Below are 13,517 nucleotides of genomic sequence, written 5' to 3'. Positions count from 1 at the left end.
GTTCAGCCCTCGTCGCATGGCAATTTCTACGAACTCTACGCGATCGCTGCGGCCGTCCTTGGCGGCTTCTCGTTGCGTGGTGGAGAAGGCTCGATCATCGGCGTCGTGTTGGGCGCGGTACTGCTTCAGGAGTTGCAGAACCTGGTCAATCTTCTCGGCATACCTTCCTCACTCAACTTCGCGGTGATGGGAGCGGTGATTTTGGTCGGGGTCCTGGCAGATCAGCAATTCAACCGCTACCGGGCAAAGAGAAGGGCTGCGATCGCGCTCGGCGTGCTGAACAGAAAAAGCTCGGCGCCTCGTCAGGCATCGGTCACGATCGACGAGATCAGATAGCGGTTTCTCACAGGATATTCCCATGCGCCCGACGGTGGCTTCATCATTGACGGTGGGCGCTGAGGATAAACGATGACAACGCTTCCCGTTACCTCGTTCTTCGTCGCAATGTTTGCTTTGGCACTTGTTACGCTGTCCGTCGCCGTCACGGTTCGCCGGGTCAAGCTGGGAGATCGGGTTGGCGGCAGTCACGACCCTGTCTTGCACCGCCGGATCCGGCGCAAGGCAATTTCACGGAATATATCCGTCGTTCCTGATCGGCCGAGCACTTGTGGAGGCTGATGCCGCTGCATCCTGGATCGTCTTGAGGATAGGCGGAACCTTCGCGTTCGGACGCATACTTCATGCAGTTGGCATGTTCGGCGCGTCAACGCCCTTACGTGGCCTCGGTATTCTCATGACGCATCCGGGACTGCTGGCAATATCCGAGCTGGTAGCCGTCCATTTTCCGTTAGACTGGAAGGCGCAGGATAGTCAGATATCCTGCGCCTCATAATGTGTGGATGTAACCAACGAGGAGCCTCGCGGCGATAGCAAGTTGGACACCTTGCCCGCAACTGGGGTCCGAATATTGTAACATTTCGCATTTTCTCTTAGCGATTGAGATCGAGGTAGCCGGAGGCGACTTGCGCATCGATGTCAGCTGGTACCGGAACCACACAAGAGGTGTGATCCAGCTTACCGCCCGCCACCCGTTCGAGACAGCGCGCCTGCAGGGCAAAGCCCAGATCCATCGATTCGATCGAATTCCCGAGCGGCCGGGGCCCCGCGAGATTGGCCATATGCCCGCCGCCGAGAATATGGATCTTCCTGCCGTCGCCCAGAAGCAATGTTTCGATACCATCGTTGGCATAGGTATCGACCGCTTTCAGCGGTGCCACCGATTTGATGCCCTCGACATCGATTTCGGATGGGAAATGTCCGCCATTGAACAGAATGACGCCATCCTTGAACAGCGGCAAGTCCGCAGCGGTGACGATATCGGCAAAGCCGGTGACGGTGATGATCACATCGGCTGACGCGATGGCATCGCTTCTCAGCGGCGTCGAAAAGCCATCGAGATGCGCTTCAAGAGCAGTGACGGGATCGACATCCACCACGCTGACATTGCTATGGGCATTGCGGAAACAGGTGGCAGTACCCTTGCCGCAGGCACCATAGCCGAAAACGGTCACGCGCTTGCCATTGGTCGAGCGGTTGGTGAAGCGCATATAGCTCTCAAACAGCGACTGGCCGACCGCGTGTCGGTTTTCGGCAAACTGCTTGATCGGACTGTCGTTGATGACGAGGATCGGCAGCGCGATCACCTCAGGCATGGGCGCGAGACGCCGGCGCCCTGATGTCGTCTCCTCTGTGCCGCCCAGCAAGTTCTTGTAGGGACGCTCGGCGACGCGGACGAAAAGAGCGCCGCCATTGTCGAGCAGCAAATCCGGCTGGCGGTCGAGCAGAGTGTCGATGAAGTCTCGGTGCGCCCTCGCGTCTGTGGTCTGCTCGCCGATGACAACGATTCCCTGCCGTTTGAGGTACTCCACCGTCGCAGGCTGGGTGCTGTTGAGATTGCCTGTTGCCACGAGGTTGGCGCCGCCGGCTCGCAATGTCATGAGAAGAGCGACAGTCTTGGGTTCCAGATGAATGGCAGTGCCGATTGTCAGACCTTGGAAAGGCTTTGTGCGGGAGAATTCTTCTGAGATAGCCTGTAGCAGCCAGCAACTGTCCGCCACCCATTCGATCCGCGAAACCTGGTGTTGTTGTATCATGGCTTTTCTCTCCGCTGGTCGCAGGCGCGCTGCCGGCGTTTCTGCGGATGTTCCCTATCGTGCGAAGCGGATAGTCAACAGGGACATAATACTGCGGTACTGGGCAGATTTCCTGTTCAGGCCGGATCGGCCGCCTTGCCTTCCCGGCGCAGCCAATCCGCCAGGAGACTGAGCGCCCGGCTCTTGCGATCTGCGGCGCGACAGCACAGCCTGAATCCGATCGGTCGGATCGCAAAACCAAAATGTGCTGTCAGCACACCGGCGGCGAGTTCCATCTCGATGGAAGCCCGCGGTGCTATCGTCACACCCAGACCAGCCTTCGCCGCACCAATTGCCAGCGTCAGGTCCTCGATTTCAACCCGTTTCAGGAAACGCGACGGGCGTGTTCCGCTTTCTCGAAACCAATCGTCCCAGAGATAGGGAACATCACGAGCCACCAGCGCCGTGGCATTTGCGAGCCACTCATCAAGATCGGTGCCGGATGGAGCAGGTCCGGTGGGGCTGGAAACCGGGCCGAACGCATCGACCATGAAGGCGGTCGCGGCGATGTCAGGCAAAGGGCGATATTCGCCGCCGGCAATTATGGCGTCGAGGTCGGGCGCGTCGGCGAGCGTGCGGGTAATGGCAACTGGCACTACATCGATTTCCAGGTCGCGGAGAGCAGAATGGATGCGCGGCAGTCGTGGCATCAGCCAGGAAAGGGCCATCGGCATGGGTACGCCAAGACGAAGGCGCATCTTGCGGTCCCGTCGTTGGATCTCCTCTGCCGCGCGGGAAACGATCGCGAACGCAATTCCAACGGCATCGGCAAAACGTAATCCGGCGGCATTGAGGGTCACCCTGCCACCCTTGCGGATAAAGAGAGCCGCGCCGAAATACTCCTCAAGGCTTTGAAGCTGCTGCCTCACCGCTCCCGGCACCACCCCAAGATCCTGGGCCGCGGCACGCAGGCTGCCGCAGGGAGCGCATCGTAGGCACGAAGTGCATTGAGCGGCGGCAACGGATGTTTCAGGTTCAAGCGAGGGCTCTCCGCATTGCGGCGGCGTGGTTTGCCGTATTCATTGCCCAGAAAAGCTGCAAAGGAAAAGTAAAAATTGAATTGCAACGCCTCTGACGTGCGCCTTGCGTCAACCAATCGGAGGCTGCTGCCAATCACGAGGAAGTTGCGCCGGCCGCGGCAAACTATCGTCCATCGCCTTCCCGATCGCCAATTGGCGGCATCACTGCGGGGCTCAAGGTCTCGGTATCTCTCACTAGCCCCGCGATCAATCTGGTGCGGAAGGGGCGGTCAACGTATGACCCATCTGCCCCCGCTTGATTCACTCGCACAATCGATCGAGGATTTCCAGAATCGCGGCGGCACGATCTGGGCCTGCCTGCGTGAAGGCGCGCGGCTACGAAAAGGAAGACTTCCTCGACGGTGTCGTCATTGCCGGCGCAAGCGCCATGCATGCCGAGATCACGGAGGGTGCCGCCACCCTCTCGTTTTAACTGGGATAAACATGGAGGCGGCCGGCGTTTGTGCTGCGGGACACGAAGTCTCGTTCATGTTGCACGCCGCTATTCAGCCAGCATTGCAACGAAGGCCGAGACTTTGGGCGGGCGAAACCGAGCTGCCGGATAAACGACATGGATGCCGCCCGCTGGCAGAGACCAGTCTGGCAACAGTCTCACCAACCTGCCACTCTCTATATGATCGGCAGCAAGGAAGTCGGGCAGCACGGCGACGCCGCCCCCCGCGACAGTGGCTACGAGAACCGCAGGCGTCGAGTTGCTCATGATAGTCTGCCGCATCCGCACGGTCCGCCGATCGAAATCGTGCCGGCTGAAACGCCACACCAGAGGCTCCTTTAGCGCCAGGTTGCCTATGAAGGGTAGGTTCGCTACATCTTCAGGCTCGTCAAGTTTAAGCGAGCCTGCGAGGCTTGATGCCGCGACGAGAAACTGCCTGAACGTACCGATCCGTTTTGCCTGATGGCTGGAATCGTCGAGCCATCCGACGCGAATGGACAGATCAATGTGGTTGGCGACCAGATCTACCCTCGCATCTGCCAACAGCAGCTCGACTTTGCAGGTGCGATATCGTTGCGTGAAGGCCGCAGCGATCGGCGCGATTTTGCTGGCACCATAGTCATTGGGCGCGGCAATCCGGAGCACGCCCTCCGGCGCGGCATTGGAGCGCGTCCCCTCGTCGATGGCATCCTCCGTTTCGCGCAAAATCGCGTTGCATCTGGCGTAGAAGAGCTGGCCGGCTTCTGTTGGCTCGACGCGCCGCGTCGTCCGAAGGAACAAACTCGTCTTCAACTCCGCCTCCAGCCGCGCAACCTGCTGGCTGACGACGGTCTTGGTAATGCCAAGCCGCTCGGCGGCTTTCGTGAACGAACCGGTATCGACGACAGCAGTGAAGTAGGCCAGTCGATTGAGATTAACGTGCTCCATGGCTGCCACCCTATTGTAAGCTTATGACATACATTCTGTAGGGCTTAACCTGACTTCACTTCCAATGAAAGCCCGCTACTTTGCGGCTGTCAACGTGAGGATGGCCTGAGATGCACATTACCTACCTCTTCGATCCGCTATGCGGCTGGTGCTATGGCGCAGGTCCCGCACTCGAAAAACTGGTGAAGCTCGAAGGGATCACGATTGAGCTTGCGCCCACCGGTCTCTTTGCCGGCGAAGGTGCGCGACCGATAAATGAACGGTTTTCGGCCTATGCCTGGCAGAACGATCAGCGCATCGGCCAACTCACCGGGCAGGTCTTCAGTCAAGTCTACCGCGACCGGGTTCTTGGAAGCGTGGGCAGCATGTTCGACTCGGCGCCTGCGACGCTTGGCGTTGTCGCAGTGGAGCTCACGCAGCCCGGCAAGGAGCGCGAGGCGTTGAAGGCGCTCCAGAATGTGCGCTACGTCGACGGCTGCAACAATTCCGAAATGGCCGTCGTCGCCGATGCTCTCGACGCGGCCGGGTTCACCGACGCCGCCGTTTGCGTCCTGACTCTGGACGACACTCTGCTCGGCATCTATCGCAAGAGGATTGAGAAGGCCCGCGGCCTTATGACGGAGTTCCGGCTTGATGGCGTTCCGGCGCTTCTTGTCGGGGACGGAGACCAGCGCCGCAAGCTAAGCAGTGGCGCTCTATTCGGCGGTTTCGATCTGCTCGCCGCCGAGCTTCGGGCTGCCTGAGCGTACGCTTTCGCCAGATCATTTCACCGCATGCGCGTCGTGCAAGCGCTTGGATTGCAGCAGCAGTCGACAACCACTGGAGAAAACAATGTATTCAAGGAGAAACGTAATGAAAACCACGGTTGCAGCCGGCCTTGTCGCCGCTTTTTCCCCTGCCGGTCTCGGCAATGCCGCTGGACCGAAACTGACCTGGAAGCACTTTCCTGCCGGCCAGAATGGATTTTTCCGCGCGCCGGTCCTGCTTTCCGGCCCTAGTGAAGCACTGCTGATCGACGGCGGCTTTACCTATCCCGATGGCCGCGCGCTGGCCGATGCCATCAAGGCGACCGGCAAGAAGCTGACCACCATTTATGTCAGCCAGTCCGACCCCGACTACTATTTCAGCCTGAAGCCGGTGCTCGAAGCTTTCCCCGGAACCAAGGTGCTGGCCGCCTCTGACACGATCGCCGCCATCAAGGGCAATGTCGAGAAGAAGCTCGCCGTTTGGGGCGCGCAGCTCAAGGAGAACGGGCCGCAGACGCTTTCTGACATTGTCATGCCGGAAGCCTTCGACGGCGCGAGGCTGACGGTCGATGGCGAGACGGTCGAGATCGTCGCGGCCGAAGCAGGGTTGGCCAACCGCCGCTACCTCTTCGTGCCGTCGCTGAACGCCGTCCTTGGTGGCGTAATGATCTTCTCCGGCGTCCATGTATGGACCGCCGACACGCAGACGAAGGAGCAGCGTGCCGCCTGGGTGGCAACCCTGGACAAGATCAGCGCCCGTAAGCCCTCCGTGGTCGTTCCTGGTCACATGACGCAAGAGGCAGCGATCGGTCTGCCGGCCGTCGAACACACCAAGAGCTATCTGCTCGCATTTGAAGAAGAACTCGCCAAGGCCGCGGATGCTGCCGCACTGAAGTCCGCCATGGAAGCTCGCTTCCCAGGTCTTGGCATGGGCGTGGCGCTGGACATTGGCTCCAAGGTCGCCAAGGGCGAGATGAAATGGGGCTGAGATGAGAACCTTCGGAGGACCTGTGAAGGTCCTCCGGAGAAAACGGGCGCAACCAGCTTGCCGCGCTGTCATCGCATGGGTAGCGAAGCGTCGTTTCATCTATTCTCAATCGCCGGGGCGAGAACGGAAATCGCTTGCGCCGAAAGCAATTCGTTCGCTATCGCGAGAGCACAGCGAAAGGAGAAATCGACCTGAGATCGGGATCCGCGATGCCGGTCGCTTTTTCCACATGAGCGTGGCTCATGCTGTAGCCGTAGTCGAGGACGCGTACGCCGTCCATGATGAAGAGCTGGGTCTTGTCGAGGCCAGGGCGCAGATTTCCCGTCACAGTGACGACCTCGTACACCCTTGAGAGATGGAACGGCTCGTCTGCTACGACGTGGACCAGTTGATTCGGTGGCGGAGCAGCGCTGTGGCTGCAAGCACCCGCCCACGGAACAAGCATGAACTCGTAGACGAGATTGCGGTCCTGGTCGACCGGCAGAATGAATCCGGTCAGCTCAACCGCGTGTGCTTCATCACGCCACGCGAGCGTTTCGCCTTGCGATTGCGTGGATGCCATGCCTGGCAAGGGCATGTCAGATCTCGATTGATCTGCCGGCCGCAGCGCACTCCAAAGAACAGGCTGAGCACCTGCAAAGGCGCCGGAGGCCTGACAAGCCGTGCCGATCATGATCGTCGTCAATTTCAGGAGGAAAAGCGCGCGCCTCATCCGCATCTCCATGAACAGGGCGTTTTTAAACCCGGCCTGCGCCCGATGGATCTTAGCCTCATCTTTCGCCTAAGGTCAAAGTCCAGGTTAAAGATGCAGCTTGACGTCTTTTCGATCAGCCCCATCACCTCATGGTGACCCTTCACAGGTGGGAACTGGACGCGGCGGCGGTACGGGGTGCTCTTGGCCGGGTGATCTGCCGCAGTGGAAGAAGCGAGTCAGCCCCTGGCTGCGGCGAAGCTGACGAATAGGTTGCCGTAAAATGGCAGGTGTTCGCCCATGAACTGGCCGAGGCCCTGACCGGTCGGCTTGCGCCAGTCGGCCTGCATTTTGGCCCACGGCGACCCTTGTGCAAAGTTTGAGTTGACCGCTTTCGACAGCGAGGCGACATTCGCAACCTGTAGCAAGGCAGGAGGAAAAACGATGGACGAGCCAGACCGCTGGCGCCATATGGCAAGCGCACCGAAAGACGGTAGTCGAATCCTCGTCACGATCCGCCCGTCCGAACAGGGGCCGGCAGAAGTTGACCTCGCGTATTGGTCGAGAGGCGATCAGTTTGGCGGAGAAGGCTGGCGCGCGTCTGATTCCTCGCCTGGGCAGATCATCGAATATGCCGAGCCGGAATTGAAGTGTTGGATGCCGATGCCCTCGGCCAACCTCAGTCGCACCACGATGCCCTTGCCCTGGGAAGGCGACGATGACCAGAACTTCGACGGGTCAGGGATTTAAAAGCTCGCGCCGAAATCAGGGTTCGTCGGCGCTTCCAAGCTGCGGCATCGAAACAGAGACATGCTATCGCTTTGCGGCAATGGCCCACGGCGACCGAGCAAGCTGCGCTATGCTTTCCTAGTCGAGAACAGTGTGCTCTCGATGGCGCCGACGGGTCGGTTGGTCTGTCATACCAGCAAATGAAGTTTCCTTCGTGAAAAACCAACTGCCTTCGCGCCATCGAGTTCTACGGCCAGCTTCGTTTTGGTCGCATTGGGGCTTGATCTAGGCTCGCGGCGGCCTTCTTCAGGCAGTCGAGATAATGGTCCCGGTTCGCAAGGCCGTCGTCGCGCGGCGTGACGAGGCACAGCGTTGCGGCTGCATGACCTTCTTCGCCCCGCACCGGTACGGCAAAACAGTGGGTGAAGCTGTCGACGATGCTGTTGAACGTGAAGAGACCTTCACGCTCGGCCTGGCGCACCTCGGCGATGAAGATTTGCGGGTCGAGCCACTCGCCCGTCGGCAGGCGGAAATCCTGCGGCGGGATGAAGCTCAGGATTTCCTGATCCGACAGGTGCGCGACCAGCAGGCGCCCCGACGCCGTCCACGGGATCGGCACCGACTGCCCGACATCCGTGGAAATGCGGAATGGGCGCGCGCCTTCACGCATGCGAACGACCGTGTATCTATTTCCATCCAGCATGCAGAACTGCGCCGTCTCCCGCGTCTCGTCGGCAAGCTGTTCCAACGCCGCCTCGCATTCGCGGGTGAAATCGAAATGGTTCTCATAGGCTGCGCCGAGGAAATACAGCTTGCGGCCGAGATAGACACGCCCTTCGCCGCCCGTGAATTCCAGAATGCCATTCTGCAGCAGCAGGTTGACGAGCTCATAAACCGATGAGCGCGGCGCGCCGATCTGCGCGGCGATTTCGTTCGGCTTCAGGGCCTGCCGTTTCCGGCGCAGGAACTCGAGGATCTCGAAGGCGCGGTCGAGCCCTCGGGCGCGCTTGCCGGCTGCTTCGTCCTGAACTGCATCCATTGCTGTCGATCCTTTTTTGCCCGGCCGAGCTTTTCAAGCCGTCTGCCGCATCTGTCAATCGATCCCGTCCTTCATCGCGAATGAAATTTTCCTGTCCCTCTTGCGAGGTAAAAAAATCGGCATAAGATCACCTCGTCCGGTATATAGATCATATGTACGGTATATTGGACACAGATGGCACGCCGTCAACGCTGCCGCACAAAAAAGGGGATCGACATGAAGAATCTTGAAAATGGCTTTTCCGCATCGCGACACCGCCGCCTTTGTGCGGGTGCCGCCGCCGCTGCCCTCCTCGTCTTTTCGGCCGGCACGGCCTCAGCCGCCGCCAATTGCATCAAGGGTGACAGGAAGGCGCCCTATACGATCGGCTGGGCGAACATCTATTCGGTGCCGACCTGGATGAAGCAGACCGAAGGCACCATCACGGCTGAAGTGGAGGAGCTGAAGAAGGCCGGCCTCGTGAAGGACCTGATGATTACGGACGCGCAGGGCAACGCCCAGACGCAGATCCAGCATATCCAGTCGATGATCGATGCCAATGTCGACGCCATCGTCGTGATCGCGGGTTCTTCCAACGCGCTCGACCGCGTCATTTCCGATGCCTGCGACAAGGGCATCGCGGTCGTGAATTTCGACAGCCTCGTCAACACCGACAAGGTGACTGCGAAAATCAACACCGATTCCAACGAATGGGGCGCGACCGCTGCCAGTTGGATGGTCAGCCAGCTCGGCGGCAAGGGCAAGATCATCGTCATGAACGGCCCGGCCGGTATTTCGGTGAGCGACGACCGCCGCAAGGGTGCCCAGCCGGTCCTCGATGCCAATCCCGGTCTGAAGGTGATCACCGAGACGAACACGGAATATAACGTCGCGCCGGCACAGGAAGCGATGACCAGCCTGCTCTTCGCCAATCCCGAAATCGACGGCGTGCTGTCGCTCGGCGGCGCGCTATCGGCCGGCTCCGTCCTCGCCTTCGAGCGCCAGGGCCGCGACCAGGTGCCGACTACAGGCGAAAACGCCCGGCAGTTCCTGGAGCTATGGAAGGAGAAGGGACTGAAGAGCTGGGCGACCATGCAGCCCAACTGGCTCGGCGCGCTTTCCGTTTACACCGCTGTACAGGCGCTTGAAGGCAAGGACGTTCCGGCCTTCGTCAAGGTGCCGCTGCCTGTCATCGACGACAGCACGATCGGCAGCTACCTCGCACGGGCCGACAAGTTCCCCGCTGACGGCTATATCTACTCGGACTACGACAAGGCGCTCTTCGACAAGCTGCTTGCCAAGTAATCCGCGTTGAGGGAAGCCGTCATGACCGAAGAAAGACCCCTGCTGGAAGCCCGGCAAGCGTTCAGGGGATTTTTCGGCAATCCCGTTTTGAAGGGTGTCGACATCGCCCTTCTGCCGGGCAGGGTTCATGCCCTGCTCGGTGAAAACGGCGCCGGCAAGTCCACGCTGATCAATCTCCTGTCCGGTGCGCTCCAGCCGGACGGTGGCTCCATCCTCGTCGACGGCAAGTCCGTCGGGCGCTTCAGTCCAGCGGCTGCGCGCGCGGCGGGTATCGCCGTGGTTCAGCAGGAGCTCAGCCTCACAGCCAGTCTCTCGATTGCCGAAAACGTCGGGCTCGGCGCGTTTCCGCGCCGGTTCGGTCTCATCGATTACAGAGCGCTCCATCGCCGCGTCCGGGATGTCTGCGAAATGGTGGGTCTCACCGAACCGCTCGACATGCCGGTCGCCGATCTCGCGCTTGGCCGCCGTCAGATGGTGGAAATCGCCAAGGCGCTGTTCCGGAAGCCACGCGTGCTTATTCTGGACGAGCCGACTTCGTCGCTCTCCGCTCACGAAGCCGGCATCCTTGCCCGTCTGATCGGGACGCTGAGGGACCGCGGCACGGCACTACTCTATATTTCCCACCGCCTCAATGAGGTGCAGGCGCTCTGCTCGCATGTCACGGTGCTGAAGGACGGCTTGGTCACCGCGGACCAGTCGCTGTCGGGCATCGACGGCGAAGGCCTGGTGCGCCTCATGGTCGGTCGCGAAACCGGCGACCTGTTCCCGCCGCGCCTGGCCGCAACACCCGGCGCGATGCGCATCAGCGTTGAAGGCTTTTCGGCCGGCATGGTGCGTGACATCGGCTTCTCCGCCCGCGCCGGCGAGATCGTCGGCATCGGCGGGCTCGTGGGACAAGGGCAGGAAGACCTGCTGCTTGGCCTCTACGGCGCGATTCCGGCCGCGGCTTCCAGAGCGGAGATATCAGGCAAGTTTCGCCTGCCCGCCCATGTGGGCGAGGCAAATGCCGCGGGCATCGTCTATGTCCCGGCCGACCGCAAGCACGAGGGGCTGGTCCTGCCCCATTCCATCGCATCCAATCTCATCCTGCCCTCGCTTGGACGGCTCGCCGGCAAGGGGCTGCGCGACCGGCAGGCGGAAAGCGGCCTTGTCGCCGATCTCGCGCGCCGGCTGACGATCAAGGGCGACATGGCCCGCGCGGTGCAGGCGCTTTCGGGCGGCAATCAGCAGAAGGTGGCGCTCGCCAAATGGCTGCCGCTCGATCCTTCGGTTCTGCTCCTCAACGATCCAACGCGCGGCGTCGACATCGAGACCAAGCGTGAAATCTATCTCATGCTCCGTGCCTTCGCCGCCGAGGGGCGGCTCGTCATTCTGGCCAGTTCCGATACGCCGGAGCTCGTGCATCTCTGCGACCGCGTCGTGGTTCTGCGCGAGGGGCGCGTCGCGGTGGTGCTGTCGCAAGCTGATATCAGCGAAGGAGCGATCGTCGGCGCGGCCATGGGCATCACCACCACGACGCAGGGAGAGGCAGCATGAGCACGAGGTCATCATCCCGGCTCTACGGCTCGATCCAACTTCGCCGCAACCGCGGCCTTGTCGGCCTCTATCTGGTTGTCGCCGCCTTTGTCATTCTCTATGCGCTGCTCTTTCCCGGCATCCTTTCCATCGGCGGCTTCTCGAAGTTCACGCAGAACTGGTTTCCGCTCGCGCTCGTCACCATGGCGCAGGCGCTTCTCATGCTCAATGGTGGCATCACCCTGGCGATCGGCCCCCTCGTCAGCCTTGGAGCCGTGATTGCCGCGACGACGATGGAAGGAGCGCTCGGTGTGCCGGGCGGCATTTTTGCGGTCGCACTCGCCGGTCTTTCGATCGGCGCCGTCACCGGCGCCATCGTAACGCATCTGAGGCTGCCTGCCATCATCGTCACGCTCGCCGGCTCCTTCATCATTGGCGGGGTGGCACTCATCCTGCTGCCGCGGCCGGGCGGGTTCATTCCCGATTGGCTGTCGACGACTCTGGCCGGCCACACACCTGTCGCCTTCCTGCTGCTCGTCGTCATCGTGGCGCTCTGGAAGGCCTTTCTCGCAACCCCGCTCGGCCTCGGCATCTACGCGGCTGGCGACAATCCGGTCGGCGCATTCCGCTCCGGCGTCCCGGTCGAACGGGTGAAAGTCGTCGCCTTCGCACTGTCCGGCCTCCTCGCAGCACTGACGGGGCTCTTCGTCGCTGCCCAGACCGGCTCGGGTGATCCTCTTATCGGTACGCCTTTCACGCTGAACTCGATCGCCGCCGCCGTGCTCGGCGGCGTAGGCTTCCTTGGCGGCAAGGGCACGATGCGCGGCGCGATCTGCGGCAGCCTGCTGCTCTCGGTCATGATCAACGTCATGTTCTTCCTTGGCTTCCCGCCGGTTGCGCAATATGTCGCGCAGGGCCTGATCATCGTCGGGGCAGTCGCTGTGCCGGAACTTCTCGCGCAATGGAGGGCAAGACGATGAACACGATCAGGTCCGCGTTGCGCAATCCGCCGCTCCTGACCTTCCTACTAGTCGCACTCGTCTGGATCGTCGCAAGCTTCACGCTGCGTGGTTTCGGCGCCCACGGCCACCTGCGCTACCTGCTCGAACTCGCCGCTGTGATCGGCATTGCGGCTGCCGGGCAGACGCTCGTCATCCTTATGGGCGGCATCGATCTTTCCGTCGGCGCGGTCATCACCGTCACGGCGATCCTGCTGCCGCTTATTTCGCCGGCCTGGGACCCGACCGGCCTTGTCGGCATCGCGGCGGCCCTCGCCATCGCCACCGGCATCGGCCTCATGAACGGCGCGGGTGCTGCCTATCTTCGCGTGCCGCCGATCATCATGACGCTTGCCATGGCAACCTTCCTGCAAGGCTTGCTCGTCATCGTCGCCGGCGGCAGCGCGGTCACCGTCGGCAACCCGGCGGTCATTCTGCTCGGGCAGGCGCGGCCGCTCGGGATTCCGGCCGGCATCATTCTGTGGCTCGTCGTCTCGATCGTCGTCCTCCTACTCGTCCACCGCATGCCGATCGGCGCGCGTTTCCTGGCGCTTGGGGCAAATCCGCTGGCTGCCCGGCTTTCCGGCGTCAGCGTCACCCGCAACACGCTGATCGTCCATACTCTGTCGGGCTTTTTCGCAGGGCTTGCGGGCATTCTCGTGCTGGGCATGAACCGGCAAGGCTATGTCGGCATCGGCGACCCCTATCTGCTGACGTCGATCGCCGCCGTCGTGCTCGGCGGCACCTCCATCCTTGGCGGCCGCGGCACCTATGCGGGGACCATTCCGGGGGCAATCCTGCTCGTCACGACGACGGCGCTGATCACTGTGGTCAATGCCTCCCCAGGCTGGCGGTCGATTATGTTCGGCACGCTGATCCTTGCCCTCCTGCTCGTTTCCGGCCGCGAGGCGCGCAGATGACGAGGCGCTACGCCGGGCCGGTGATCGACCCGCCCCCTCCTCCCCGGGACCTTGGGCTGCCAGCTCATCCCTGGG

General features: G+C 61.5%; 12 protein-coding genes and 2 pseudogenes. 9 read left to right on the top strand and 5 right to left on the bottom strand.

Annotated features, from left to right (window positions below):
* Positions 1-336, top strand: a pseudogene (locus C9413_RS16075) (ABC transporter permease); the annotation flags it as partial.
* A gap of 593 nt (positions 337-929) precedes the next feature.
* Here C9413_RS16075 and C9413_RS16070 read toward each other — a convergent pair.
* Positions 930-2,093 carry an adenosylhomocysteinase gene (locus tag C9413_RS16070; RefSeq protein ID WP_040114803.1) on the bottom strand — a complete coding sequence of 388 codons (1,164 nt, stop codon included), beginning with the start codon at positions 2,091-2,093 and terminating at the stop codon, positions 930-932.
* 116 nt (positions 2,094-2,209) lie between these two features.
* The gene (locus C9413_RS16065; protein ID WP_348648780.1) at positions 2,210-3,001 is read right to left on the bottom strand and encodes a LysR family transcriptional regulator; all 792 of its coding nucleotides are present in this window, start codon (positions 2,999-3,001) and stop codon (positions 2,210-2,212) included.
* A gap of 226 nt (positions 3,002-3,227) precedes the next feature.
* Here C9413_RS16065 and C9413_RS34480 point away from each other — a divergent pair.
* Positions 3,228-3,584: pseudogene (locus C9413_RS34480) on the top strand (DsrE family protein).
* Positions 3,585-3,653: 69 nt separating this feature from the next.
* Here C9413_RS34480 and C9413_RS16055 read toward each other — a convergent pair.
* A complete protein-coding gene (locus tag C9413_RS16055) occupies positions 3,654-4,532 on the bottom strand; it encodes a LysR family transcriptional regulator (RefSeq protein WP_170250626.1) in 879 nt (292 codons plus the stop codon).
* Between the two features lie 110 nt (positions 4,533-4,642).
* Here C9413_RS16055 and C9413_RS16050 point away from each other — a divergent pair, with 110 nt between their 5' ends.
* Positions 4,643-5,275, top strand: coding sequence for a DsbA family protein (locus tag C9413_RS16050; protein WP_040114801.1), 633 nt, complete (start codon positions 4,643-4,645; stop codon positions 5,273-5,275).
* A gap of 88 nt (positions 5,276-5,363) precedes the next feature.
* A complete protein-coding gene (locus tag C9413_RS16045) occupies positions 5,364-6,266 on the top strand; it encodes an MBL fold metallo-hydrolase (protein ID WP_040114800.1) in 903 nt (300 codons plus the stop codon).
* 157 nt (positions 6,267-6,423) lie between these two features.
* Here C9413_RS16045 and C9413_RS16040 read toward each other — a convergent pair whose 3' ends face one another.
* On the bottom strand, positions 6,424-6,939 hold the full coding sequence (locus C9413_RS16040; protein WP_223844144.1) for a DUF3299 domain-containing protein: 516 nt from the start codon (positions 6,937-6,939) through the stop codon (positions 6,424-6,426).
* A gap of 462 nt (positions 6,940-7,401) precedes the next feature.
* On the opposite strand from C9413_RS16040, the gene C9413_RS16035 reads away from it, so the two are divergent.
* Entirely contained in the window at positions 7,402-7,707 is a 306-nt protein-coding gene (locus tag C9413_RS16035; protein WP_040114799.1) for a hypothetical protein, read from the top strand.
* Between the two features lie 226 nt (positions 7,708-7,933).
* Here the strand turns inward: C9413_RS16035 and C9413_RS16030 are convergent, their stop codons facing one another.
* Entirely contained in the window at positions 7,934-8,725 is a 792-nt protein-coding gene (locus tag C9413_RS16030) for an IclR family transcriptional regulator (protein WP_040114798.1), read from the bottom strand.
* A gap of 216 nt (positions 8,726-8,941) precedes the next feature.
* On the opposite strand from C9413_RS16030, the gene C9413_RS16025 reads away from it, so the two are divergent.
* From C9413_RS16025 to C9413_RS16010, 4 genes are read left to right on the top strand one after another with little or no spacing between them, the layout of a single operon-like run.
* Positions 8,942-10,009, top strand: a complete 1,068-nt coding sequence (locus tag C9413_RS16025; RefSeq protein ID WP_040116473.1) for an ABC transporter substrate-binding protein — start codon at positions 8,942-8,944, stop codon at positions 10,007-10,009.
* Positions 10,010-10,030: 21 nt separating this feature from the next.
* Positions 10,031-11,545, top strand: a complete 1,515-nt coding sequence (locus tag C9413_RS16020; RefSeq protein WP_040114797.1) for a sugar ABC transporter ATP-binding protein — start codon at positions 10,031-10,033, stop codon at positions 11,543-11,545.
* Positions 11,542-12,504 carry an ABC transporter permease gene (locus tag C9413_RS16015; protein WP_040114796.1) on the top strand — a complete coding sequence of 321 codons (963 nt, stop codon included), beginning with the start codon at positions 11,542-11,544 and terminating at the stop codon, positions 12,502-12,504. Before C9413_RS16020 ends, C9413_RS16015 begins: the two co-directional genes overlap by 4 nt.
* Positions 12,501-13,442, top strand: coding sequence for an ABC transporter permease (locus C9413_RS16010; protein WP_040116472.1), 942 nt, complete (start codon positions 12,501-12,503; stop codon positions 13,440-13,442). Before C9413_RS16015 ends, C9413_RS16010 begins: the two co-directional genes overlap by 4 nt.
* Positions 13,443-13,517 lie beyond the last annotated feature (75 nt).

Source organism: Rhizobium sp. SEMIA 4085, assembly GCF_013004495.1.
In the GTDB taxonomy this organism is placed as follows: domain Bacteria; phylum Pseudomonadota; class Alphaproteobacteria; order Rhizobiales; family Rhizobiaceae; genus Rhizobium; species Rhizobium gallicum.
This window is presented reverse-complemented; position numbering and strand designations above follow the sequence as displayed.

What these genes read in the sequence shown, in the direction of transcription:
- C9413_RS16070 (WP_040114803.1), bottom strand. Translation starts at nt 2,093, where the DNA reads ATGATACAACAACACCAGGTTTCGCGGATCGAATGGGTGGCGGACAGT.
- C9413_RS16055 (WP_170250626.1), bottom strand. Translation starts at nt 4,532, where the DNA reads ATGGAGCACGTTAATCTCAATCGACTGGCCTACTTCACTGCTGTCGTC.
- C9413_RS16050 (WP_040114801.1), top strand. Translation starts at nt 4,643, where the DNA reads ATGCACATTACCTACCTCTTCGATCCGCTATGCGGCTGGTGCTATGGC.
- C9413_RS16045 (WP_040114800.1), top strand. Translation starts at nt 5,364, where the DNA reads ATGTATTCAAGGAGAAACGTAATGAAAACCACGGTTGCAGCCGGCCTT.
- C9413_RS16040 (WP_223844144.1), bottom strand. Translation starts at nt 6,939, where the DNA reads ATGATCGGCACGGCTTGTCAGGCCTCCGGCGCCTTTGCAGGTGCTCAG.
- C9413_RS16035 (WP_040114799.1), top strand. Translation starts at nt 7,402, where the DNA reads ATGGACGAGCCAGACCGCTGGCGCCATATGGCAAGCGCACCGAAAGAC.
- C9413_RS16030 (WP_040114798.1), bottom strand. Translation starts at nt 8,725, where the DNA reads ATGGATGCAGTTCAGGACGAAGCAGCCGGCAAGCGCGCCCGAGGGCTC.
- C9413_RS16025 (WP_040116473.1), top strand. Translation starts at nt 8,942, where the DNA reads ATGAAGAATCTTGAAAATGGCTTTTCCGCATCGCGACACCGCCGCCTT.
- C9413_RS16020 (WP_040114797.1), top strand. Translation starts at nt 10,031, where the DNA reads ATGACCGAAGAAAGACCCCTGCTGGAAGCCCGGCAAGCGTTCAGGGGA.
- C9413_RS16015 (WP_040114796.1), top strand. Translation starts at nt 11,542, where the DNA reads ATGAGCACGAGGTCATCATCCCGGCTCTACGGCTCGATCCAACTTCGC.
- C9413_RS16010 (WP_040116472.1), top strand. Translation starts at nt 12,501, where the DNA reads ATGAACACGATCAGGTCCGCGTTGCGCAATCCGCCGCTCCTGACCTTC.